The sequence below is a fragment of the Segatella intestinalis genome (genome assembly GCF_029348455.1).
GTDB lineage: Bacteria > Bacteroidota > Bacteroidia > Bacteroidales > Bacteroidaceae > Prevotella.
In genome coordinates this window covers 17,230-42,740 of record NZ_JARJVV010000023.1, presented here as the reverse complement: position 1 = coordinate 42,740, position 25,511 = coordinate 17,230, and the positions used below count along the sequence as shown (strand labels likewise).

Genomic DNA, 25,511 nt, shown 5'->3' with positions numbered 1-25,511 from the left:
TTCCGAACAGAGAAGTTAAGCCCACTTGCGCCGATGGTACTGCAATGCAATGCGGGAGAGTAGGTAGCCGCCTCCTTTTTTCATCAAGGCCTCAGGTTTCGAAAGATTCCTGAGGCTTTTTTGTTTTTCCACCCTGTTCACGCTGATGCTGCAATTCACGATAATGAAGCAGCTCTTGTTGATAATGCAGTTCTTGCACGTATCTCTTGCTGACAAGGTTGCTCGCGCCGCTTTCGCTTATAGCACATAGTCTTTCCATCATTGTTCTTTTCAAGTTCATGCAGGTGATTTCTGATTCATTCATTTTCTATTCATCAGTGACTATTTTTATAATTTATCTATGAAAAGTTGATTGATTTAAGTCAAAGAATAGTGTTATAAAGTGTTTAAGAATTTAAATTACCGCTGATAATCAGTGAATTACTTGTGAGATTCTTTTTTTTTTCGTATCTTTGCAAACGATAAGAATAAGGATAACAGTTTCTTATGTTTTTTCGTATAGACTGGTATCCGTTAAGGTATCTAACGGAACTGAGATGAGCAACCGTTCTTTTTCTCAAAAGTTGCCATCGCGAAATCACTGATGTTGTAGTTCAGCTTTTCAGGTTCCATAAAATAATTAATATGAAGAGAATAACAATGTTGATGGTCAGCATTCTCATGCTGACGCTGAATGTAGACGCAGCATCGGCTGCAACGATGTCTAAACAAAATGTTTCCTCTAATGAGTTTGATTGGAATCCAGTGATGGAGGCGATAATTCAGGTAGAGAGTGAAGGAAATCCAAGAGCAAAGAGTGGTAATTCTGTTGGCGTGATGCAGATAACTCCAATCTTGGTAGCAGAATGCAATAAGATCTTGAAACGTAAGAATAGTAAGAAGCGTTACAAGTTGTCTGATAGATACAGTATCTCTAAGTCTAAGGAGATGTTCCTGTTGATGCAGTCTGTTTACAATCCTCTGAATAGTATTGAGCAGGCCATCCGTGCCTGGAATGGTGGTAACCATTACAGCGTCAAGAGAACGCAGCGCTATTTTGAGAAAGTAATGAAGCTATTGAAAAAATGAAATGGTTTTATACTATCCGGTTATTCCAATGGAGTAACCGGATTTTTTGTTTTATAACTTGTTCTTTCTGTAATGTTTTTCTGAGATTGCTGAAATTGCCGAATGATTCGTCTTTTAGTGCTTTTTCATGGGTTTAAATAGCGACCTCGCCATTCCCTTTATCGTCTGGATCCGTCCTTATTTAAATGAAAAATCGGATAAGAATGTTGAAAATCAACTTCTTACCCGATATTAGTTGCGGCGGCAGGACTCGAACATGCGACCTCCAGGTTATGAGCCTGGCGAGCTACCAACTGCTCCACACCGCGATATAATAAACTCATTTCTGAATTGCGAGTGCAAAGGTACTAACTTTTCTTGAAATGACCAAATGTTTTCTGTATATTATTACCGTTTTAACGGATTTTAAAGTTTATTATTTGCTTATATCGAATTAAAGCACTAAATTTGCACACAGATAATTTATTGTGCAACTAATAATAACAGGGGGACTTTGATATGTCAATATCCAAAACTCGACAGAAACTGGTAGACGTTGCTCGGCAACTTTTTGCAAAGAATGGTATAGCCAACACGACGATGAATGACATTGCTGTGGCTTCGGGCAAGGGAAGACGAACGCTGTATACTTATTTTAGTAGGAAAGAAGATGTATACTATGCGGTTATAGAATCAGAGTTGGAACGTCTTTCCGACAAGTTGGATGAGGTGGCCGCATGTAAGATTCGCCCCCAAGATAAGATTATCGAATTGATTTATACCCATTTGAGTATGATCAAAGAAACCGTGGTTCGAAACGGTAACCTTCGAGCAGAGTTTTTCCGTAATATCTGGATGGTAGAAAAGGCTCGCAAGAACTTTGATGAAGACGAGATTGAACTTTTCAGAAAGGTTTATACTGAAGGAAAGGAAGACGGTGAGTTTGACATAGAGAACGTAGATTTGGTTGCCGATATCACCCACTATTGTATCAAAGGTTTGGAGGTACCCTTCATCTATGGTCGTCTGGGACATGGCTTGACTGAAGAGAGCAGCAAGCCTTTAGTTGCCAAGGTGGTGTATGGTGCTTTAGGAAAGTCTGGACTAAAATTGTAAACCGAAATTTATATTTAATGTTGTCAATGTCGAACATGCTATATATAATAAGGTGTATAGTCAGACTCTAAGCAGAAAGTATTCAATATATCCAAGTAGATAAATTTATAAACACATCATAAACTATAAAACAAAACAAAATGGGATTATTAACAGGTAAGACAGCCCTTGTAACAGGAGCTGCCCGCGGCATCGGAAAGGCTGTCGCAATGAAATTCGCCTCAGAGGGCGCTAACATCGCATTTACAGACCTCGTTCTTAACGATGACATGGCTGCCGGTTTGGAGGCAACACGCAAGGAAATCGAGGCTCTTGGTGTTACTTGTCGTGCTTATGCAGGCAATGCTGCCGATTTCGAGGAGACAGAGAAGACAGTTAAGCAGGTACAGGCAGACTTTGGTTCTATCGATATCTTGGTAAACAATGCTGGTATTACCAAGGATGGTTTGATGCTTCGTATGTCAGAGGCTCAGTGGGATGCAGTTCTGAATGTAAATTTGAAGTCTGCGTTCAACTTTATCCATGCTTGTTCTCCTATCATGCTCCGTCAGCGCAGTGGCTCTATCATCAACATGGCTTCTGTAGTAGGTGTTCATGGTAATGCTGGTCAGTGTAACTATGCTGCTTCTAAGGCAGGTATGATTGCTTTGGCTAAGTCTATTGCCCAGGAGTTGGGTCCTAAGGGTGTACGTGCTAATGCTGTAGCTCCAGGTTTCATCGAGACAGCTATGACAGCTCAGTTGCCAGAGGATATCCGCAAGGACTGGATGAAGAAGATTCCTTTGCGTCGTGGTGGTCAGACTGAGGATATTGCAAATGTTTGTCTCTTCCTCGCCTCTGATATGTCCAGCTACGTTAGTGGTCAGGTTATCCAGATTGATGGTGGTATGAATATGTAATCTATCTGTATTAGAACGTGCAAGTAGTTTACGAAGATAATCATATAATTATTGTCTCAAAGAGAAGTGGTGAAATCGTGCAGGGCGATAAGACCGGCGACGAGCCTCTCTCTGAGACGGTAAAACAATATATCAAGGCGAAGTATCAGAAACCGGGAAATGTGTTCCTGGGTGTGGTACATCGCCTTGATCGTCCTGTATCAGGACTTGTTGTTTTTGCCAAGACTTCCAAGGCGCTCAGCAGATTGAACAATATGTTCAGAGACGGCGAGGTGCACAAGACCTATTGGGCCATAGTGAAGAATAAGCCCCGTTTGGAAGAGGCTGAGCTGGTGAATTGGATTGTGAGAAACGAGAAGCAGAACAAGAGCTACGCCTATGATCATGAGGTGAAAAATTCGAAGAAGGCGATTCTGCGTTACAAGATGATAGGTTCTTCCGACCATTACTCATTGCTTGAGGTGAATCTGTTGACAGGACGTCATCACCAGATAAGATGCCAGTTGGCAAAGATGGGATGTCCTATCAAGGGAGATTTAAAGTATGGTGCTCCTCGCAGCAATCCCGACGGCAGCATTTCATTGTTGTCGCATAGGGTTGAGTTCGTTCATCCTGTATCTAAGGAGACTATCGTCGTAGAGGCTCCTTTGCCCGATGACAATCTATGGAAGGCGATAGCGCCATAACCGATAGAATCCATATCACTGATACCATAGGCGATGGTTAGTAAGAAATTGACTTCAGTTTTACAATATAAAACTTAGAATCCATGTCTACAAAGAAAAAATGCGGAATTTGGGCAGCAGTTATCGTATTTACCCCGATATTGCTGATAGCTTTGCTGACTTTGTTGCTTTATCTGCCACCTGTGCAGAACTGGGCAGTGAAGCGCGTGGCTGCCTATGCTTCCGAGTCTACAGGCATGGATATTACAGTAAAGCACGTGGAACTGGTCTTTCCACTGCGATTGGGTGTTGAGGGTGTGAAGGCGCTTCAGCCCATCGATTCGTTGAAAAACAGTAATGATGTAACTCTCAGAAATAAAAAAGATACAGTTGCTGATATAGAAAAAATGGTAGTTGACATTCAGTTGATGCCTTTATTCAAGCAGCAGGTAATGGTGGACGAGTTGGACTTCAGACGTATGAAGGTCAACACCACCAACTGGATACACGAGGCGCGTATCAAGGGTGATGTCGGGCAGATGGCATTGCGTGCCCATGGCATCGACCTGAGCAAGGAACTTGTCCATGTAGATGACGCCTTGTTGTCGGATGCCCGTCTGTCGGTAGAACTGAGTGATACCGTACCTCCCGATACTACGCCAAAGACCAACAAGTGGAAGGTGAATATCCAGAAGCTCAAGTTGAAAAACACAGCTTTGGCGCTTCACATGCCAGGAGATACTCTCAGGGTAAATGCCTATATGGGTGATGCTACGGCTCATGGTACCTACCTCGATCTCTTCAAAGGACTTTATCAAGTGCGTGCCCTCGACTGGCGAAAGGGCAGGGTAACTTACGACAATTATCAGACAGAAATGCTGGCTGGTAAGAATATCTCTGTGCTTCGTCCGGCAGAAGGTCTGGACTTCAACCACATTGCCTTGTTGGATATGACCTTGAAGGCAGACTCATTCTATTTCTGTGACTCGAAGATAGATGTAAAGATTCGTCAGGCACAGTTCAGAGAACGCTGTGGTCTGAACGTACAGCAGATGTATGGCCGGTTTGTGATGGATTCATTGAAGTTGCAGTTGCCTGACCTCTGTCTGCGAACTCCTTCCTCCACTCTTCAGACCATGGTCGACATGGACATGAATGCCTTTGCCGACAGCGCTCCTGGCAAGTTGACTGCTATGATACGAGGCAGTATCGGCAGAGAAGACCTCATGCTTTTTGCCGGTGCATACATGCCTCAAAAGATGCGTCGGAACTGGCCTTATTATCCTATGGAGGTTGCCGGTACAGTAAAGGGAAACATGCAGCATCTTAGCTATTCGGGTTTGAAACTCAATTTGCCTTCAGCCTTCCAGTTGTCCTCCGATGGTTGGTTGGCACATCTCAACGATATGTCTCAGATGAAGGCGAAAATACATTTTGATGCGCGTACCTATCATTTGGGATTTGTTACAGCGATGCTTGATCCGGCTCTAATGAAGGATGTGCGTATCCCTAATGGCTTGATTCTGAAGGGAGATGTCGCAGTGGACGGCTCTAAGTATGCCACCAAGATGACCTTGTGGGAGGGTCGTGGACGAATGAATGTAGAAGCATCTGTTGTTACTCATACAAAGAAAGACGGAAGTCTCGACATGAACCACCTGGCCTATCGTGCCAAGGTGCAAGCCCATCAGATACAGGTGAGTCATTTCCTGCCTCATCAGGAACTTTACTCTTTTACAGGATCGATGGAAGCCCAGGGCGTGGGCACTGATTTCTTGTCCAACCATACTCGACTCAACGCCAAGGCAAAGGTGGTACAGCTGCATTATGGCAAGTATCACATCAACAACCTGTTGGCTGTTGCCCATGTAGCAAATGGTAAAGTACATGCAGATATCGACAGCAATAATCAGTTGCTCAAGGGATTGGTGAGCTTGGATGCGCTGACCAACAGCAAGAATCTGGAAGGAACAGTAGTAGCTGATGTCAGGAATGTGGACCTTTACCTCATGGGACTCACCAAGGTGCCTATGAGAGCAACTGCCTGTGGACAGGTAGACCTGAAGACCAACCTGAAGGAGGACCACTACCTGCAGGCTATGTTGGGCAGTATCGTCATCAAGACTCAGCAGAAAGAATATCGTCCCGTGGATATTGTTGCCGACGTGTTGACTCGTCGCGATACAACCCATGCCGTACTCAATTGTGGTGACTTCCATCTTCGTATGGACACCCATGGAGGTTATAAAAAGTTGCTGTCAAGACTTGATGAACTGCAAGGCGAGGTGATGAGTCAACTCAAGAACCGACGTATCGACCAGGTGGCTATCCGTCGCGAGTTCCCCTTGGGTCGCATCACTCTTACCACAGGAAAAGACAATTTCATCTCCCGTTTTATCGAGTACAACGGCTATCATTTCAAGACGGTGGACATGGATCTTCGTACCTCACCCATATCAGGTCTGAACGGTCATCTTAATATCGACTCTTTGGTGGCACAAGGTGTACGGTTGGATACGGTTCGTGCCAACGTGATGACCCAGGGCGACACCATCCGGTATACGGCGAGGATTGTGAACAACAAGAAGAATCCGCAATACGTATTCCAGGCATTGGTGGATGGAGAGTTGGCAGAGCGAGGCTCCGATATCGCTGCCCGCATCTATGATGCCAACGGCAAGTTGGGCGTGCGTGTAGGTTTGGCGGCAATGATGCAGGAAAACGGCATCAAGGTGAGTCTTACCGATACTCATCCTATATTGGGATATAAGAAATTTACAGCCAACGATGACAACTATCTGATGCTGGGACGCGATATGCGTATCTCTGCCAAGCTTCAGCTGGAGGCCAGCAAGGGAATGGGTGTGCGTATCTACTCTAACGACGACAATGAGGATGCCCTGCAGGACATCACTATCGGCATGACCCGTTTTGATTTGGACAAGGTACTGAGTGTCATACCTTATATGCCTGATGTCTCAGGTATCATGAATGGCGATTTCCATGTCGTGCAGACCAAGGAGGCCTTGTCTGTATCGTCCAATCTATCGGTCGACAACTTGGTTTACGAGAATTGCCCGATGGGTAATGTCGGCTCCGAGTTCGTGTATATGCCTATGAGCGATGGCACTCATGCCGTCGACGGAATACTGAAATACAACGGTGAGGACGTAGCTACCATCAAAGGTACTTACCAGTCGGAGGGCGAGGGCTATCTCGACGCTACTGTCGGCATGGACAAACTGCCGCTCCACTTCATCAATGGATTTGTGCCCGACCAGCTTGTTGGTCTGGAAGGTTGTGGTGAGGGAAGTCTTACCGTCAAGGGCTCGTTGAGCAAGCCACAGGTAGACGGCGAGATATACATGGACTCTGTTTATTTAGTGAGTGTGCCTTACGGACTGAGGATGCGTTTCGACAACGACCCAGTGAGGATAGCCGGCAGTAAGTTGCTCTTCGAGAACTTCATGATGTATGCCAACAATGAGAGTCCGCTCAACATACAGGGCTATCTGGATTTCTCCAATCTCGATAAGATGATGCTTGATGTCAGGATGCGTGCCCAGAACTTCCTCCTGGTAGATGCTAAGGAGAATGCCCGTTCCGAGGCTTTCGGTAAGGCGTATGTCAACTTTTTGGGAAGTATGCGTGGCGCCTTGTCTAATCTGAAGATGCGAGGTAAGCTCGACGTGCTGGGTAATACCGACATGACTTATATCCTGCGAGAGTCGGAACTCACCACTGATACTCAGCTTGAGGAGTTGGTGAAGTTTACCGATTTCAAAGACAGTAAGCAAGAGACGGTGGTGCGTCCAAAACTCGAAGGCTTCGATATGCTCTTGGGTATGTCGATAGATGAGTCTGCCCGTATTCTTTGTGCGCTGAATGCCGACAAGTCCAATTATATTGACCTTGTGGGTGGAGGCGACTTGCGTATGACTTACAATCCTGCCGATAATCTGCGTCTGTCGGGTAAGTATACATTGAGTAATGGCGAGATGAAATACTCCTTGCCTGTCATTCCACTGAAGACCTTTACCATTCAGGACGGAAGTTATATCGAGTTTACGGGCGATCCTTTCAATCCTACGCTCAACATCACGGCTACTGAGAAGATCAAGTCGACCGTGAATGAAGGGCAGGGTACAGGCCGATCGGTAGATTTCGAGTGTGGGGTGAAACTGTCGCAGACACTGAATAAACCTGGTATACAGTTTATCATCTCAGCACCTTCCGACATGAACGTCCAGGATGAGTTGAACACGATGAGTGTGGATGAACGTGGCAAGGTGGCTATCACCATGCTGGCTTCGGGCATGTATCTTGCCAACGGCAATACCAATTCGTTCTCGATGAACAGTGCCCTCAGCTCGTTCCTCAATTCCGAAATCAACAACATTGCAGGAACCGCCATGCGCTCCATGGGACTTGATATAGGCATGACTGTCGACAACTCTCTCAATGCTGCCGGTGCATTGCATACTGACTACAATTTCAAGTTTGCCAAGCGATTCTTCAACAATCGTCTGAGCTTCAGTGTGGGCGGTCAGGTTTCTTCGGGAGCCGAGATGGAGAATGCTGTCAACAACGATACCTTCTTTAATAATGTGGAGATACAATATCGACTCAACGATGGAGCCAGTCAGTATATCCGAGGTTTCTACAACAACAACATCTACGACTGGTTAGAGGGTCAGATCGGCGAGTATGGTGTTGGTTTCATGTGGCGCAGAAAATTGCAGCGCTTCAGTGACATCTTCCGCTTTAAGACCGAGAAACAGGCTTTGCCACGTGCTGCAGCCGACACCCTGAAGGCTGTGCCTGCAGCTGTTCAACAAAAATGAAAAAGCAAATGATGAAAAACAGAAAGTGCATTCCCTATAATCATTCCCGCGGCTTCCGCCTGTTGGCTATGGTATTTGTTGCCATAGTGGTGGTTGCCGCAGGTACATCTTGTTCTTCCACGAGTGCTCTCAAGGAAGGCGAGCAGCTCTTCACGGGTCTGAAGAAAATAGAATATACCGATTATGAGCCAGGCGGTTATGCCGATTCTACGATTCTCGAAATGGAGTCGGTACTGGCTTCTGCCCCTAATGGAGCCCTCTTCGGCAGCAGTTATTATCGCACGCCTTTCCCTGTTCGCCTTTGGGTTTGGAATGCTTTCTCGCAGTCGGATGGCGCCATAGCCAAGTGGATTACCAAGGCATTCGGCTCACGTCCTAAATTGATGGGCAATGTGAATCCACGATTGCGTGCACAGGTAGCAGAGAACCAGCTTGCCAAGTATGGCTATTTTCATGGCAAGGTAAACTACGAGATTCTGACCCGGAAAAATCCCAAGAAGGCCAAGTTGGCTTATCATGTGTCTTTGGGTCCGTTGATGACCATTGATACGTTGCAGTATGTCAATTTCCCATCAGTAGTCTCTGCTTTGATTGATTCCACCCGTCAGGAGGCTTTGGTACATACGGGCAGCCCATTCAATGTACCTCGCCTGGAAGGTGAGCGTCAGCGCCTTACCCGTCTGTTCCGCAACAATGGCTATTATTTTTATCAGAATGGCTATGTCTCCTATCTTGCAGATACCTTAGATGTGCCAGGCAAGGCAAGCATGAAGATGATCATGGCCGACAGCCTCGACTCGCAGGTCACCCGCCAGTGGTATCTCGGCAATATCAATATCAACTTCCGCAAGCAGTTTACAGAAGAGCTTACCGATTCTTTCTGTCGCCGTTACCTCAATATCCGTTATCATGGCAAGAAGATGCCTATCCGTGCGGGTGTGGTGTTGCGCGACTTGAACTTGCGTCCCCGACAGCTATACAGGGTAGAGAACGAGGAGAAGGCGCGCCAGCATTTGCAGTCGATGGGAGTCTTCAACTATACCAGCCTTCAGTTTACTCCTCGTGACACCACAGCTCAGTGCGATACCTTGGATGCCACACTCGACTTGATTTTCGACAAGCCTTATGATTTCTATATAGAGACCAATGTCAAGGGCAAAACCACAGGCCGTGTAGGTCCCGAGTTGGTTGTAGGTTTTACCAAGCGCAATGCCTTCCGTGGAGGCGAGAAGCTCGATATCAATCTGCATGGCTCTTACGAGTGGCAGACAGGCGAGAAAGGCAACGGAGCCAGCTCCAACCATATCAATTCCTATGAGTATGGTACGGATGTGTCACTCTCGTTCCCAAGCATCGTCACCCCGTTCAATCTATTTACGACCATGGCACAGCGTGAGCGCCGTTTCCGCAAAGGTCATATTCCGCGTTCATTCTATGGCGTTCCTTCCACCACAGTGAAGGCCTCGATGAATGTGCTCAACAGGGCAGGTTATTTCCGTCGCCATGTGGTGTCGGGTGAACTTACCTACGACTGGGCTACCTCAGCCAAGCATCGCCATTCGTTCAGTCCTTTAGTGTTGTCGTATGAGTTTATGAACAGCCGTACCGCAGCCTTCGATGAGGCCATCTCTGAGAGTCCTTATCTGCAGATAGCCATGCGCGACCAGTTTGTACCCAAGATGAGCTACACCTATACTTATACCAGTCCGGCGAAATACCGTCATCCCATCATCTGGTCGACGACTGTCAGCGAGGCAGGCAACATCCTGTCGTTGGGTTATCTCTGTACTGGCAAGAAGTGGAACGACGAGGACAAGGAGATGTTCCGCAATCCTTATTCCCAGTTCCTGAAGTTGGAGACTGATTTTGTGAAGTACTGGCGCATCGCCGAGCATTCCACCTTGGTGGGTCACCTCAATGCGGGTGTGGTATGGAGTTATGGCAACAGCGAGAAGGCGCCTTATTACGAGCAGTTCTACATTGGCGGTGCCAATAGTGTGCGTGCTTTCAATGTGCGAAGCATTGGCCCCGGTCAGTATCTGCCTACAGGCAGCAAGTATTCCTATATCGACCAGACAGGCGACATTAAGTTTCTTGCCAATATTGAGTATCGTCCTCGCATCTGGGGCGACCTGTATGGAGCCTTGTTCCTTGATGCCGGCAACGTGTGGACACTTCGCAGCGAGGAGCACAGTCCGCAGGGACAGTTCAAGTTCCGAAAGTTCTTCAAGCAGATGGCTGTGGGCACGGGTGTGGGTGTGCGCTATGATATGGGTATGTTCGTCATCCGTGTAGACTGGGGTGTGGGGCTTCATGTGCCTTACGAAACCAGCAAGAAGGGCTTCTACAATATCGATTCCTTCAAAAACTCGCATAGCCTCCATCTGACTGTGGGTTATCCTTTCTGATTTTTGCCGGTAGTCGCATAGATGTAGACGAATGAAATATAAATCGCCAAAAAAAAGTGATAAAAATTGTGCAGCAGTCATTTTTTTTATTACTTTTGCATACTGTTAGATAAAATCAACTATTAAACAAATAAAATATGAAACCTACATTATTGCTTTTGGCGGCTGGTATGGGTAGCCGCTATGGTGGTTTGAAACAGCTCGATGGTCTGGGTCCTAACGGCGAGACCATTATGGACTACAGTATTTACGATGCCATTCAGGCAGGATTTGGCAAGATTGTCTTTGTCATCCGTAAGGATTTTGAAGACCAGTTCCGAGAGAAGATACTTGCCAAGTATGAGGGACATATCCCAGCAGAACTCTGCTTCCAGTCACTCGACGCTCTTCCTGAAGGATTCTCAGTTCCCGAGGGTCGTGAGAAGCCATGGGGTACCAACCATGCTGTATTGATGGCAAAGGACATTATCAAGGAGCCTTTCTGTGTCATCAACTGTGATGACTTCTACAATCGTGACTGTTTCAAGGTCATAGGCAAGTTCCTTTCCGAACTTCCAGAGGGCAGCAAGAACAACTATGCCATGGTAGGTTTCCGTGTAGGCAACACCTTGAGCGAGAATGGTACTGTGGCTCGTGGCATCTGCTCAAAGGACGATGCTGAGAATCTGACCACAGTCGTGGAGCGTACAGAGATTATGCGCGTAGACGGCAAGGTGTCTTACAAAGACGAGGAAGGCAAGTGGGTAGCTGTTGAGGACAACACTCCTGTATCTATGAACGTATGGGGCTTCACTCCCGACTATTTTGAGTACAGCGAGGCTTACTTCAAGGAGTTCCTCAGCGATCCTAAGAATATGGAGAACCTAAAAGCTGAGTTCTTCATTCCATTGATGGTCAACAAGCTGATCAACGACGGCACAGCTACCGTCAAGGTACTCGACACCACAAGCAAGTGGTTTGGTGTCACTTATGCTGCCGACCGTCCATCAGTAGTAGCAAGAATTCAGAGTCTGATAGACGAAGGCGTTTATCCAAGCAAACTCTTCTAAATGAACGTAAATATATTGAGTTCACAAGAAGCCGCTACCCTCCAGGAGATGATAGCGGCTTCTCAGCATATTGTGATATGTTGTCATAAGTCGCCCGACGGAGATGCCATCGGCTCTTCTTTGGGATGGCGTGGCTTTTTGCTCTCGCAGGGCAAGCAGGCACAGGTATGTATGCCCGACATGATGCCCGACTATCTGCAGTGGCTGCCCGACAGTCAGACCATTCTGCGTTATGACAAGCATCCTGCCGAGGTGCAGCGTGCTTTCGATGAGGCCGATTTGGTGTTCTGTCTCGACTTCAATGGCGCTGGTCGTCTCGACGAGATGCAGGATGTGCTTACCGGCTGTCGTGCCCGTAAGGTGATGATCGACCATCATCTGGCACCCTGTATGGATGTCGATCTTCAGATTTCTCAGCCCCACATGAGCAGTGCCAGCGAGTTGGTGTTCCGCATCGTGTGGCAGTTGGGAGGCTTCGGGCAGATGGACCGCAAGTGGGCTGCCTGTGTATATTGTGGCATGATGACCGATACGGGCGGTTTTACCTACAATTCCACCGATCCTACCATCTATTTTATTATCAGCCAGCTGCTTACCAAGGGCATCGATAAAGACAAGATCTATCGCAATGTATTCAATAACAGCAGCCTTTCTGCCATCCGTTTTCGCGGTTATCTGATGAGCGAGAAGCTCCGTGTGGTGGAGGGCTTGCATGCATCTTATTATTGTGTCACCCGTCAGGATATGAAGCGATTCCATTTCATCAAGGGCGACCTCGAAGGTTTGGTCAACGAACCACTGCGTATCAAGGGACATAAGTTTTCCATCTCCTTGCGCGAAGATACCGAGCGCGACAATCTGATATTGGTGAGTCTTCGTTCGGTCGACGACTTCCCGTGCAACAAGGTTTCCGAGCAGTTTTTCAATGGCGGAGGCCATCTCAATGCCTCGGGAGGCAAGTTGTTCTGCAGCATGGCAGAGGCAGAGGTGGTAGCCCAAAAAGCCATCAAGGCGTTCGAGGCATTGCTGAAATAAGAAAGATAAGTGATAAATAATAATAAAATAGGACTGCCAACATTGGCAGTCCTGTTTTTTTTTTGTACCTTTGCGCCATATTTGTATAAAAATTACGAACTTAAAGAATGAAGAAACTATTATTAGCAATGATAGCAGTAGCGGCTTTGATCTCATTTGCCGCGTGTGACCATAATGAGACATATGCAGACCAGCGCGACAGAGAGCTGGACTCTATCAATGCATTCTTGCGCAATGAGAATATCAAAGTCATCAATGAGGCCGAGTTTGAAAAACGTTTCGAAGCCCGTAAGGCTGGTGACAAGACGGTCAAGTTGACTGATACCGATCCCAACAACAACGAGTATGTGCTCTTCGAGAGCAATGGTATCTATATGCAGGTCATCAACGATGGTTGTGGCGACTATATCGCCAAGGGTAAAACCAAGAATGTGTTGTGCCGATTCACGGAGTATTGTCTTGCCAAGCGTGCCAAGATATGCGACGATGCCATCACACTGACCAATGATGTGCCTACTTATGCGGCAATGACCGATGAGATAAGCGTAACCAATACGTCAGGAACGTTTGAAGGCTCTTTTGTCGACATCAAAAAAAGTCTCTTGGCAAATACCTACAATTCCTCTTATTATGGTACCGTGAGTGCCACGGTTCCATCAGGCTGGTTGATTCCTTTCACTTGGATCAAGGTGGGGCGTCTCATTACTGCCGACGATGAACTGGCGCATGTGCGCCTGTTGGTACCTCATACTTATGGAACTACCTCTGCTTCAGCGAGTGTGTATGCCTGTCTGTATGACATTCGCTTCCAGGCTGCCCGTTAAGGGAGTGGTTTCTTTTCCTCTGAACATTCATCAAGCATTAACGTCTTAATAAGAATATTATGACTCTAATCAAATCTATTTCTGGTATCCGCGGAACTATAGGCGGACCAGCGGGCGATACTCTTAATCCGCTCGACATCGTCAAGTTTACTTCAGCTTACGCTACCTTTATTCGTCGTAGCGGACAGTCTTCAAGCAATACTATCGTAGTGGGCCGCGATGCCCGCATCTCTGGCGAGATGGTCAAGAATGTAGTATGTGGCACCTTGATGGGCATGGGTTATGATGTGCTCAACATAGGTCTGGCTACTACTCCTACCACCGAACTCGCTGTCACCATGAGTGGGGCAGCAGGTGGTATTATCATCACAGCCTCTCACAATCCTCGTCAGTGGAACGCCCTCAAGCTTCTCAATGAGAAGGGAGAGTTCCTGACAGCCGCCAACGGCAATGAGGTGCTTGCCATCGCCGAGAAGGAAGACTTCGAATATGCCGATGTCGATCATTTAGGCAAATATACTGAGGACAATAGCTTCAACAAGCGCCATATCGATTCTGTGCTTGCTTTGAAACTCGTTGATGTGGAGGCTATCCGTAAGGCACATTTCAAGGTTTGTGTCGACTCCATCAACTCAGTGGGTGGTGTCATCCTTCCAGAGTTGCTCGATGCGTTAGGAGTGGAGTATACCTTCCTGAACGGTGAGCCTACTGGCGACTTCGCTCACAATCCTGAGCCATTGGAGAAGAACCTCGGTGGCATCATGGACGAGTTGAAGAAGGGTGGCTACAACATGGGTATCGTTGTTGACCCTGATGTTGACCGCTTGGCTTTCATCTGCGAGGACGGCAAGATGTTTGGCGAGGAATATACCTTGGTGAGCGTGGCCGATTATGTGCTGAGCCATACTCCTGGCAATACTGTCAGCAACCTGTCTTCTACCCGTGCTCTCCGTGATGTGACCGAGAAGCATGGCGGCAAATATACAGCTGCTGCAGTAGGCGAGGTGAATGTCACCACCAAGATGAAGGACGTTCATGCCGTGATAGGTGGCGAGGGTAATGGCGGTGTCATCTATCCAGAGAGCCACTATGGCCGTGATGCCCTCGTAGGTATTGCCCTTTTCCTGAGCAGTCTGGCACATAGGGGTTGCAAGGTGAGCGAGCTTCGTGCCACTTTCCCCAACTACTTCATCGCCAAGAATCGTATCGACCTGACACCTTCTACTGATGTGGATGCTATCCTCGTGAAGGTAAAGGAGATGTATGGCAAGGAGAAGGATGTGACCGTAACAGATATCGATGGCGTGAAACTCGACTTCCCAGACAAGTGGGTTCACCTTCGCAAGAGTAATACCGAGCCCATCATCCGCGTATATAGCGAGGCTTCCACCATGGAGCAGGCTGACGAACTCGGCAAGAAGCTCATGCAGGTGGTTTATGATATGCAGTAGATGCTACGAAAAATTGCAGGAATATGGGTGAAATGTTCTTGCAGAATATAAGTTAATAAAACCGCCCAACAGCTGATGTGCACTTGCACAATAGCTGTTGGGCGGTTGTCTTTCTGGTGTTGTGCGGTTGCACAACACGAGTAGTGAAGTTTTCTTTTTACTCTTCGGCGAGTTCTTTCATCGTGTCGTTGAGAGTATTGAAGAGTACATTGATGTTTTCTTCTTCCTCCTTGCACGCCTCTTTGAAGAGCGCCACAGGGTCTTCGCTGCTGCTTTTCAGCGGTGTCTCGTTGAGCAGTATGTTCACGTTGTTGAGCAGCATGCCGTGGATAGTTGGCATGTGCAACTGTGGCAGTTTGCCCTCCTTGCTTCCACATTTCAGTCCGGCGGCATAAGCCTTCACGATAATCCTTACCAGCAGGTGCACAGCCATGGGCTCGTCGGCCAGACTGATGAGGATGCCGTGGGTATAGTCGCGTACATGCTCCTCAAGGGTAGTGAACTTGCCCTGCAGAAGCCAGGTGAAGTTGCGCTTGTATTCAGCCTCCATCGCCTTGTACAGCTGTGGACTCTTGCAGGCAATGCGCAGGTAGTCGAGCATGGTAGGCTCGAAGGTTGGGTCGGCTTTCTTCATACTGTCGAAGTTCTTGTGCATGCGCTCGTTGGCTTCCTCGGCAGTCTTGTAGTTCAGACGTACCAAGGTAGAGAACATGATGTCAAAGTAATATTGGTTTACCTTGCCATAGTGTTCCAGCATCATCTGCTTGATTTCCTTTGGATCGTTCTTCTTCTCGAAGTCGTTGCCCTCTATGACAGCATCGATGATGCCACGTGCGTAAGCCTCGAAGAAACCTCTTACGAAACTTGCCACAGCCTGATAGCTGTTTATTCTTTTCTTCATTTATTTGAATATCTTGAATTCGTAGCCCTGTTCCTGAAGCCATTCTATAGCCTTCGGAAGGGCAGTCTTCAATTTGTCTATGCTCTTCAGCGAGTCGTGGAATGTAATGATACTTCCGTTGCGGGCGTATCGTTTCACATTGTCTACCACGTCCTCTGCCGTCAGCCACTTGGAGTAGTCGCGTGTTACCACATCCCACATGATTACCTCGTAGGTGCGGTGCAACCACCAGTACTCGCTGGGTCTCATCCATCCGTGTGGCGGACGGAATAGGTGGGCGTGGATGATTTCGTTGGCCTTGTTGGTGTTGAGCACATAGGAGATCACACGATGCTTGAAGGCTCCAATGTGGTTGAATGTATGGTTGCCTATCTGATGGCCCTCTGCCACAATCTGGTTGTAGAGGTCATGATTGCGCAACACGTTTTCTCCCACCATGAAGAATGTCGCCTTGATGTTGTATTTCCTCAGCGTCTCAAGGATAAAAGGTGTAGATTCGGGTATGGGTCCGTCGTCGAACGTCAGGTAAACAGAGTGTTCCTTCGGATCCATCCTCCAAATTGCCTTCGGATACAGCCATCTCAGCCATTTGGCTGGTTGCTCGATAAACATAGACGAGTTCTTTTTAAATGTTTAATATTCAGAAGCTAAAGGAGTTAAGGAGTTATCGCTCCCTTCGGTCGCTGAGGAGTTAACTCCTTAACTGCTCATTTTAGTACCCCTCAGGCATACGTCCTCCACGTCCGTGATAGAGAGTGTAGAGGGCGTTGAGCTGCTTGGCATACAGTGCTTCCAATTTAGGACTTACCATGCCTGCCACCTCTGCTGCGCTCTGCATGATCATAATCTGGCGTATGCAGTCGCTCTGTGCCTGTGCGAATCGGTCGGCGTTGAGCGAGAGGTAGTAGTTGAGATACTGTGTGGCGTTGGTCCATACCTTCTTGAGGTATTCCTCACCCTTGGCCTTCTGACCGGTGAGGAGCCATCCTCGTGCCATGTCGAGACCGCCGCTCATATAGTCGACAGGAACATTATAATAAGGTATCTCCACGTCGGCTTTCTTCAGAATGTCGATGGCTTTCTTGTCCTTGTGCTCAGCGATGAGCGCCAGGGCTGTCTGAGCCAGCAGGCGACGGTGAGTGTAGCACATACGCATAGTGGTCTCGTCCACATACAGACCTTTCTGCTTCAGGTTGCCAAACTTGAAGCGGGTCATGATGTTGTGGTATGCCTTCTCCGTATCAAAGTTCTTGGCTCCAGGCTTGTTGGTGGTGAAAGGAGTGATACGGTTGACGAGTCCCTCCTGTACGAAGTTGTCACCCAAGTTCATATAGTTCTCCTCACCTACGGTGAGTGCCACATAGAGCGGACGTTTCCAGTTGCATTGTGCCAGCATCTCGAGCATCATGAGGTCGCCCTTGTAGAGCGCGTGTTTTCCTGCCAATGAGATAACCATTTTGTCTGGTATGCTGTCGGCTGCCATCATCATACCGCTCTGCTTTACTGCCTCCTTGTCGATAGTGAGGTAGAGGGTGTCGGTAGGAATCATGTGCAGGTCGGGGTTCTTGCTGCGTACCCAGTATTTCAGCACATTCTTCAGCTCGAATGGATCCTCGCCCAACTGCTTCTTGGCTGTCTCGGGATCCTGCTTGTAGAAGTCGAGAATCTGCTGCTTGGCCTCTGGCTCTACCGTCACATACTCATTGGTTCCTGAACAGAAGTCGAGTCGTGGCCAGGTGATAGGAACGGAAGGTGAATTGTATGCAGGACGTTTCATCTGGTCGATATACCAGTCGGTCTGCAGATAGCTCAGGTTGCAAACTCGTGCGTCTGTGCCTACACCTTCCACTTCCTGGTTGTACCAGAGTGGGAAGGTATCGTTGTCACCGTTGGTAAAGATGATAGGATTGCCCTTCTCCTGGAGCGACATCAGATAGTTCTGACCAAAGTCGCGGCAGGTGTATCGGTTGCTGCGGTCGTGGTCATCCCATGTCTGCGAAGCCATTTGTATAGGTACAAGGAGTGTGATGACTGCCACGATGGCTGCTACGGCAGTACCGCTCAATTTGGCATGCTCTTTCAGCAGGTCGAGGATAGCCAGTACGCCCAGGCCACACCAGATGGCAAAGGCATAGAACGAGCCGGCATAGGCGTAGTCGCGCTCACGAGGCTGCATAGGCACCTGGTTCAGATAAATCACGATGGCAAGACCTGTCATGAAGAAGAGGAAGAACACCACCCAGAACTGCTGGATACCGATAGGCAGCAACTCCTCTGTCTCCTTTCCGTTCTTCACCACCTTGCGCTTGCGGGTGTACCATGCTTGCCAGAAGAGACCGATGAGACCCAATATCAGAGGCATGCAGTAGAACACGTTGTGTCCCTTATTCTCCTTTAGGTCATCAGGCAACTTGCTCTGGTCGCCCAACATGGCGTTGTCGATAAACGGAATGCCCGTAATCCAGTTGCCATGCTCAGGCTCGCCGTTGCCCTGGATGTCGTTCTGTCGTCCGGCAAAGTTCCACATGAAGTAGCGCCAGTACATGAAGTTGCACTGGTAGGAGAGGAAGAAGCGTATGTTGTCCCACTGTGATGGAACCTTTACTGTCATGTTCTCACCGCAACGGTCGAAAGGAACTTCTGTTCCGTTGACGCCACCCATCCAGTCTTCGTATGCCTGTGCGTGAGCGGCATCATACATACGTGGGAAGAACATATTCTGCGCATACTTATATTTATTCTTGTGGCTCACCACGAAATATGAGTCCTTCTCGTCCTTGCTGGCTTTCTCCTTGCGCTGGTATACGGGAGCACCCTCGGTCATCACCGGCTTGCACATGTCGCCATCTACCTCGAGTGCCACCTGTGAGGTATAGGCCTGTCCGTAGAACAGAGGACGGTCGCCATACTGGTCACGGCTCAGATAGCTGCCAAGGGTGAAGATATCTTCTGGCGAGTTCTGGTCCATAGGAGGGTTGGCAGCCGAGCGGATCACGATGAGGGCATAGCTTGAGTAACCTATCATCAGCATCAGCATGCACAGCAGGGCTGTGTTCTTCACGCGGGCTGAGATGAGAGGCAGGAGCTGCACTTTGGTCTTGGTGAGTCCGGTAGTCTCGTCGTTCTTAACCACAACTTCCTTCTTGCGCTTGTAACCCAGTACAAACCACAGTACGATGAGCACCGCGATACCTGTGATGGCAGCGCTCCATCCATATCCGTAGAAGGGGATTCCGAGCATGCCGAAGCCCAAGACGAAGGCAAGGTTCTGTCGCTTCTCGTTCTTGTCAGTGGCATTGTAGGTCTCGTAGATACCCCAGATGACCGAAGCCACCAAGCAGATGATATATACGATCTCACCCGTATTGAATGGGCAGCCTAAGGCGTTGACGAAGAACAGCTCAAACCATCCGCCCACGGTGATGATACCAGGCACCACTCCATAGAGCACGGCAACGACTACCAGGAAAGAAACGAACAGCGCCAGGAGCGAGCCCTTGAGGTTGGCATGTGGCACCTTCTTGTAGTAATATACCAATACGATGGCAGGGATGCAGAGCAGGTTGAGAAGGTGAACACCGATGCTGAGGCCTGTCATATAGGCGATGAGTACCAGCCATCGGTCGCTGTGAGGCTCGTCGGCATGGTCTTCCCATTTCAGGATAAGCCAGAAAACCACGGCAGTAAAGGCAGATGAGAAAGCATATACCTCACCCTCTACAGCCGAGAACCAGAAGGTATCGCTGAAGGTATAGATGAGTGCTCCCACCATACCCGATGCCTCGATGCCTACCATCTTGGCGGTGGTCATCTCTTTCCAGTCGCCGATGATGAGCTTGCGTGCCAAGTGGGTGATGGTCCAGAAGAGGAACATGATGCAGACGGCACTCAGCAGAGCGCTCATCGTGTTCACCATCTTGGCGACTTGTGTGGTATCGCTGGCAAAATGAGTAAAGAAATTACCTAAGAGCATGAAGAAAGGTGCCCCAGGAGGGTGACCGATTTCCTGCTTGTAGGCAGTTGTGATAAACTCTGGACAGTCCCAGAAACTGGCTGTCGGCTCAATTGTGGAGCAATACACGAAGGCCGCAATAAGGAAAGCGACCCATCCGAAGATATTGTCCACCAATTTGTACTGTTTCATTATTGTTTTAAAACTTAAATGTATGATTTTACTTTCTTTACGATGCCTCAGGGCATAATTCGCTGCAAAGATACTAAAAAGAGAAGAAAAGAGCGAAGTTTGCTGTTTTTTTTAGATAATATTATATTTCTCAGAAAGCCCCTACCATGAAGCGATTGTGGAACAGGTTCTGTTCATCATCGTCAGTCTTGCCAAAGCCATCCTCATCACGATAATACATACCATCAGGATTAACCTCCCATCTCACTTTGGCTATGCCATCCTCATAATCATAGATATTTTGCAACAAAAATTAAAGGATTTGGGTTAAATAGGCCTTTATCTTAATATTTAAGCCGTAGCGAAATCATAAACTCACGACCACGCAGCGGTACGCGGTAGTATTGAAAATTGGCTCTTTGATAAAGCGAAACTTCGTAGTCTTTGCGGTTAAACAGATTGTTGATATTTGCGCTTGCAGACCAGCGAGAATTGAAATCGTAGCGCATACCGGCATTCAAAAAACTGTTAATAGAGTAATGGTTACGGACTATTTCGAAGACCGATTGCGAAAAGTCGGCATACAGCCGGAGTTTACTTATAGGATAGAAATCCATTGTTAAGGAATAATAGGCATTTTTCAGCAGATTGTCAGTTGCGGAGAAGACATCAGGCTTTTTCCAACTGATATTTCCGGCCATGGTGAGTTTGGGCTGGAACCATGTCAGTCCGCTCCATTGCGCCGTGACTGAAGCATGCAAGGCATGATAGCGCAGATAATCTTCCACCTCGTTTTGAGACACAAACTCCTTATTATATGAATAATTGGTCTGTCCGCTCAAATTGATGTGGGCATCGCGAAAGTTCTTACGACATGACAGTGCCATGCTCCAGGTAGTTTTCGTGCGGTCGTTCCACACTGGAACAAAGAGCGTATAATCGGGCATATAAAGACTTTTAAGATAATGGTCGGAAGTACTGCGCGTCCAGCCGACATAAACATTCCACGAAAAGAGCGTGATGGTGTTCAGATACGACAGACGGAGATTCGCCAACGCGACACGCTGCACCGAAAGGCTGTCGATGCCTGTCGTAAATGTACGGTAGTTGTTCATCATCGTTCCATTGAACCAAGGATCGGCGTCTGAAGCATTTTGGTTATAGGCTACCGAGGTTTCCATTCGCAATAGATAACTAATTTGTTGAGTGAAATCGAGCGAAGGAGAGAATAGAACTTTTTGTTCTTTTTCTTTCCGCCAGCCACAGTGGTAAATGGTATATTCCACAGGAAGAAGTAGTTCGACGTTTCCACTGCTCCACTGAATTTGATACGATGGTTCGAGTGTGTGCAGCCAATAGGACGAAGTAGCCGTCTGTTGGGTATCGTGTAGTCGGTTGTGCTTGTATTCTATAATGTAACCCAACGTCAAGGGATTGCCCGCTATATCGAAAGCCGTGGAAAGCCGGTGGCGCATAAACCAATGGTTCAGATAATAGCTCTGCCGTTTGTATTCGTTATCTGCTGTCCAATAATCAGAAAGTCGCTCGCGCGTCTGATAGGTACGCACAATGGAAGCCAAACTATAGACACGACTTGGAGTGGTCAGGTTGACATTGGCGACATTCTGAATAAAATAAGGTTTGCGATGTATGTCCTCTCCCAAAGAGCCTAAATTGGATACATTTTGATTATAGGAGCTGACATCCTGCCATTGCCCCGAAAGGACGTTCTCCACGTACACCTTCTTGCCATTCAATTCGTAACGCACCTGTCCTTTTACTACATCTTCACAGCTCTTTTGCCTATTGTTTTCGTAAATACTGATTGTGTCGCCCGCATAATACTCGCATCGGGTGCTATCCTCACGGTTTTCTCCTTCGTGGTTGTAAAGCAGATTGAAACGTAAAGTGGAATAAGGAGTGAAAGCGTGCATATAATTCAGTCCGGCAAAATAGGAACGGTTGTTCAAGTAATAAATAGGTGAAATGGGTGGACGGCGGGTTGTAGTAGAATAGAGGAAAGGAGCTGGCAATTGCTCTTGTGCATAAATGCCCGTAAAGTTCGACATGCCATTTTGCAAGTTGCGCAATGAGGCACCTCTGTTGTTTAAGGCTCCGGTAAATAATACTTGATTTTTCTTTGCCACTTGAATCCCTATCAGACTACCGTCCCATATAGCAGGCGTTCCTCCGGCTCCCACTTCTGTGTCACCAAAAGGGCGCATTTTATAGTTCTTTTTTAATCTTATATTGAGTGTCGCATGATTACTATGAATTTTTCCTTCCAAGGCACGGATGGGCTGATTATTTTCCATAACCTGAATCGTAGATACGGCCTCAGCTGGCATATTCTGAGTGGCTTGGTTATATTGATCACCCATAAGGTCTAATCCCTCAATGTTCAGTTTATTGATGCTGCTACCCTGATACAGAATTTGTCCTGAATTCGTCACTTCAATACCCGGCATGCGTTTGAGCACATCCTCAATGCTATAGTCCTCTTTCTGACGAAAAGACTCTACATAATAGTCAAGCGTATCTTTTTTACGAATTATAGGGGCCTCTTTCACTACAACTTCATCAAGCTCATAAGGTTTTTTTTCTAACTGAACGGTATATTGATATTTATCCTTTTGAACTGAAATAATTTGTGTGGCATAGCCCATTTTCGAGAATGTCAGTTTATTTACATTCTTCTTGTATTGCAAATGAAATTGTCCGTTGTTTTGGGTGATACCATACGCCAGTAAAGAATCCGTGGCACTTAATGCCTTACATAATACATTAGCAATGCCGATGCCTTCTGTATTCGTAACAATACCCTTAAAAACGACTTCTGTTTCCTGTGCCCATACAGACAAAGGAAACAGAAATAGCATAAATAATATTTTAAAAATCTTTACCATTGTAATTCAAGCATATTACTGGGACGTTTCGGATTGTTGGCTTCCGGAGTAACCATTTGGCCGTTCTTTTCAACCCTTACCTTGAAAATCTCAATACTCAGATTATCAAAATCCTCAATGTCATTCCGATAACCGGTCAGGGCTTTCTCGCGTGTGGTTACAATCAAATCTTTGATATACCTTTTTTTATAAAGATACATGTCACTGTATTGAGGCATCTTTCCGACCCCGTTATTTGTAAAAATCCAGTTGCGACCTTCATCATGGATTTCCATGATCAGCCCAGGCAATCCTGTAAAAAGATAAGGTCCGTAAGGAAGTGCTATCGTTTCAGTGTACCATGCAATATAATTTCGACCGGCAAAAGAACAAATGGCCTTTTTGCAAGCTCTTTGATTTATTATAGAATCCCCGGATACCAATTGCCAGTCCATTTGAGGCGTTGGGTAAGTGTACTCGTAGCTTCGCAATACATCGTAAGTCTGTACCGTGGTTTTTTGTTCTTCTAAATCAGTTAGCGTAACAAAGAAAAAAGTCCATTTTTTAATAGCTTGTATCCATTCTTCACGAGCCTTTTGGTCCTTTTTATTTTGTTTGCTACTGGCTAAATAGTCATTTATTGAATCTAATGCCAATCGATTATAATCACTAAAAAGTAAGTGCTTATCTGAAACCATCAATACTGTTTGCGCTTCAGTATAATCATCCAACTTGGTAGAATCTTTGCGGAACTTTAATTCATAAAATACTCCCAACTTGGCATGATCAACAACACTCCTCTTTGATTTCTCATAAAAATCGCCACTCTCACTATATAGCCTTTGAGCCTTAATCGTGTTCGAACATAATAATATCGTAATAAATAAAACAAGGAATCTCATTCTGTTAATTTTAATGAATTCAAAAACTTCATGTGTTCCGTCGGGTAAAGTCACATGATACTTGTAAGCTGAAGCAGTCTGAGGAGCAATAAAACTACTAAGAGCAACCTATTGCTGCCAAGGAAAATAATCTTGCCTTTTTCATAGTTAAGGAGATTTAGTTACAACCGACTTCTCAAAGGTTGTATTATTTATTTTTTGATGCAGTTGGGAAGTTTGTACAATGTGTATAAACTGCATAGCCGTTGCAAAAGGTGATATAGCCAGATCTAAAACTATTACATCATTTTACTTGCAGCCACAGCAAAAATAACAAAATTTCTTCAAAACAAGCAAGGTTTGCTTGGATTTTCTGCCACTACTGTCCGATTTTAACATTTGAATAGCAGCTATTGCTGTATATAAAAGTATAAAAAGTGTGACATCGCCATCTAAAGCCTTGTAACATCAAGCAAATATTCATCCTTAAACATTGATATTGTTTTCATTGATTGCCTGATGTCTGGTATCGCTTTCGGAAAATTGTTAGGCATATTGCCTTGATGGTGATATAGATCATCTGATAAGTATTTCCGTAATACGTACTTGTTCCAATGATGCAAGTTCACTTGATGTATATAGTAGATACGCTCATCTAAAGTGGTAGTTTTATGCAAAATTTCCATATGATGAGTAAAACTAATGCCCACGAAATCTTCTATACGCAAGTCTGCTAACTCTATAGGTCTGTTAATACAAAGGAGTGTCTTTTCTCCTATTTCAACACCTTCTTCTATTTTATTTTCAAGCTGTTGTAATTGGTTCGCCATTGGCGAACCAATTGAAAGGCATTGCCATTCCTCATAGAAGATACGCATTTTCTTCAAGTTACCAGAAGAAAAACCTCTTAATCCTGGTAATTCATGTTGCAGCCTGTCACTAATAGTATCAAGAGCCTTTGCGCCCCAATGTGCTTGCTGTAAATTGATAGACACATAACGTCCTATACCATAATATAAAGACAATTGTATGGCATTACTTGACTGGCTCGCCTGTGCTTGAGCTCGCAAAATAGCCCCTTTTATGGTTTGGACAGCTTTATCTACTGTTATATTGCTTCCTTCCATTATACTCTATTTTGATATTATTTGCAAAGGTAGTGCTTTTAGCCTTTAAGCCACTATTACACAAACCCTATTTTAAAAAGAACGTAAAATCAATAGTATTATTGCGATGATTGTACTTTTAGTAATCGCTTCACTCGTTGTACGGTACTTACCCCTTTACCACTTAACTTCGCCACATCCCGAATGGAATACCCCTTGCGGAGTAAACTTACTATTATATTCTGCGGCACAGGAGAAATGATGTAGATTCAATTAT

General features: G+C 46.4%; 18 protein-coding genes, 1 tRNA gene, 1 rRNA gene and 1 pseudogene. 11 read left to right on the top strand and 10 right to left on the bottom strand.

The features are described 5' to 3' along the window. Window positions 1-76 (top strand): 5S ribosomal RNA (gene rrf, locus P3T48_RS14440); the annotation flags it as partial. Between the two features lie 15 nt (window positions 77-91). Here rrf and P3T48_RS13350 read toward each other — a convergent pair. After that, entirely contained in the window at window positions 92-304 is a 213-nt protein-coding gene (locus P3T48_RS13350; protein WP_276507006.1) for a hypothetical protein, read from the bottom strand. A 320-nt stretch (window positions 305-624) separates the two neighbouring features. Between P3T48_RS13350 and P3T48_RS13345 the strand changes: the two genes are divergently transcribed. Continuing rightward, a complete protein-coding gene (locus tag P3T48_RS13345; RefSeq protein WP_158463047.1) occupies window positions 625-1,068 on the top strand; it encodes a lytic transglycosylase domain-containing protein in 444 nt (147 codons plus the stop codon). 235 nt (window positions 1,069-1,303) lie between these two features. Here the strand turns inward: P3T48_RS13345 and P3T48_RS13340 are convergent. Next, a tRNA-Met gene (locus P3T48_RS13340) sits at window positions 1,304-1,376 on the bottom strand. A gap of 190 nt (window positions 1,377-1,566) precedes the next feature. Between P3T48_RS13340 and P3T48_RS13335 the strand changes: the two genes are divergently transcribed. The 9 genes from P3T48_RS13335 (at window position 1,567) to glmM (ending at window position 15,338) form a co-directional block, all read left to right on the top strand. Next, complete coding sequence (locus P3T48_RS13335) at window positions 1,567-2,163, top strand: TetR/AcrR family transcriptional regulator (RefSeq protein ID WP_022252892.1); 597 nt, start codon at window positions 1,567-1,569, stop codon at window positions 2,161-2,163. Between the two features lie 140 nt (window positions 2,164-2,303). Beyond that, entirely contained in the window at window positions 2,304-3,062 is a 759-nt protein-coding gene (gene fabG / locus P3T48_RS13330) for a 3-oxoacyl-[acyl-carrier-protein] reductase (RefSeq protein ID WP_158463046.1), read from the top strand. Window positions 3,063-3,079: 17 nt separating this feature from the next. Next, window positions 3,080-3,748, top strand: coding sequence for an RluA family pseudouridine synthase (locus P3T48_RS13325; RefSeq protein ID WP_217757379.1), 669 nt, complete (start codon window positions 3,080-3,082; stop codon window positions 3,746-3,748). Window positions 3,749-3,831: 83 nt separating this feature from the next. Next, a complete protein-coding gene (locus P3T48_RS13320) occupies window positions 3,832-8,571 on the top strand; it encodes a translocation/assembly module TamB domain-containing protein (RefSeq protein ID WP_276507005.1) in 4,740 nt (1,579 codons plus the stop codon). An 8-nt stretch (window positions 8,572-8,579) separates the two neighbouring features. After that, window positions 8,580-10,979 (top strand): translocation and assembly module lipoprotein TamL, encoded by a 2,400-nt coding sequence (gene tamL, locus P3T48_RS13315; RefSeq protein ID WP_443217199.1) that lies wholly within the window; start codon window positions 8,580-8,582, stop codon window positions 10,977-10,979. A gap of 137 nt (window positions 10,980-11,116) precedes the next feature. Beyond that, entirely contained in the window at window positions 11,117-12,028 is a 912-nt protein-coding gene (locus tag P3T48_RS13310; RefSeq protein ID WP_022252887.1) for a glycosyltransferase family protein, read from the top strand. Continuing rightward, window positions 12,029-13,063, top strand: a complete 1,035-nt coding sequence (locus P3T48_RS13305; RefSeq protein ID WP_022252886.1) for a DHH family phosphoesterase — start codon at window positions 12,029-12,031, stop codon at window positions 13,061-13,063. 107 nt (window positions 13,064-13,170) lie between these two features. Then, window positions 13,171-13,887: a BamK family beta-barrel-assembly machinery protein gene (bamK, locus tag P3T48_RS13300; RefSeq protein WP_276507004.1), complete on the top strand. Its 717-nt coding sequence runs from the start codon at window positions 13,171-13,173 to the stop codon at window positions 13,885-13,887. A 59-nt stretch (window positions 13,888-13,946) separates the two neighbouring features. Beyond that, window positions 13,947-15,338, top strand: a complete 1,392-nt coding sequence (gene glmM / locus P3T48_RS13295) for a phosphoglucosamine mutase (RefSeq protein WP_276507003.1) — start codon at window positions 13,947-13,949, stop codon at window positions 15,336-15,338. A 157-nt stretch (window positions 15,339-15,495) separates the two neighbouring features. On the opposite strand, the gene P3T48_RS13290 is transcribed toward glmM, so the two are convergent. The 8 genes and pseudogenes from P3T48_RS13290 to P3T48_RS13255 form a co-directional block, all read right to left on the bottom strand. Continuing rightward, window positions 15,496-16,239 (bottom strand): hypothetical protein, encoded by a 744-nt coding sequence (locus tag P3T48_RS13290; protein ID WP_276507002.1) that lies wholly within the window; start codon window positions 16,237-16,239, stop codon window positions 15,496-15,498. Beyond that, window positions 16,240-16,851, bottom strand: a complete 612-nt coding sequence (locus P3T48_RS13285; protein ID WP_022252882.1) for a polysaccharide deacetylase family protein — start codon at window positions 16,849-16,851, stop codon at window positions 16,240-16,242. 100 nt (window positions 16,852-16,951) lie between these two features. Continuing rightward, window positions 16,952-20,383, bottom strand: a complete 3,432-nt coding sequence (locus P3T48_RS13280) for a glycosyltransferase family 117 protein (protein ID WP_276507001.1) — start codon at window positions 20,381-20,383, stop codon at window positions 16,952-16,954. 130 nt (window positions 20,384-20,513) lie between these two features. Next, on the bottom strand, window positions 20,514-20,672 hold the full coding sequence (locus tag P3T48_RS13275) for a hypothetical protein (RefSeq protein ID WP_276507000.1): 159 nt from the start codon (window positions 20,670-20,672) through the stop codon (window positions 20,514-20,516). A 34-nt stretch (window positions 20,673-20,706) separates the two neighbouring features. Beyond that, window positions 20,707-22,743, bottom strand: a complete 2,037-nt coding sequence (locus P3T48_RS13270) for a porin family protein (protein ID WP_276506999.1) — start codon at window positions 22,741-22,743, stop codon at window positions 20,707-20,709. A 518-nt stretch (window positions 22,744-23,261) separates the two neighbouring features. Further along, window positions 23,262-24,149: a GLPGLI family protein gene (locus P3T48_RS13265; protein ID WP_276506998.1), complete on the bottom strand. Its 888-nt coding sequence runs from the start codon at window positions 24,147-24,149 to the stop codon at window positions 23,262-23,264. Between the two features lie 431 nt (window positions 24,150-24,580). Continuing rightward, window positions 24,581-25,255, bottom strand: coding sequence for a DUF1016 N-terminal domain-containing protein (locus tag P3T48_RS13260; RefSeq protein ID WP_276506997.1), 675 nt, complete (start codon window positions 25,253-25,255; stop codon window positions 24,581-24,583). A 98-nt stretch (window positions 25,256-25,353) separates the two neighbouring features. Beyond that, window positions 25,354-25,467: pseudogene (locus P3T48_RS13255) on the bottom strand (recombinase family protein); the annotation flags it as partial. Between the last annotated feature and the right edge of the window lie 44 nt (window positions 25,468-25,511).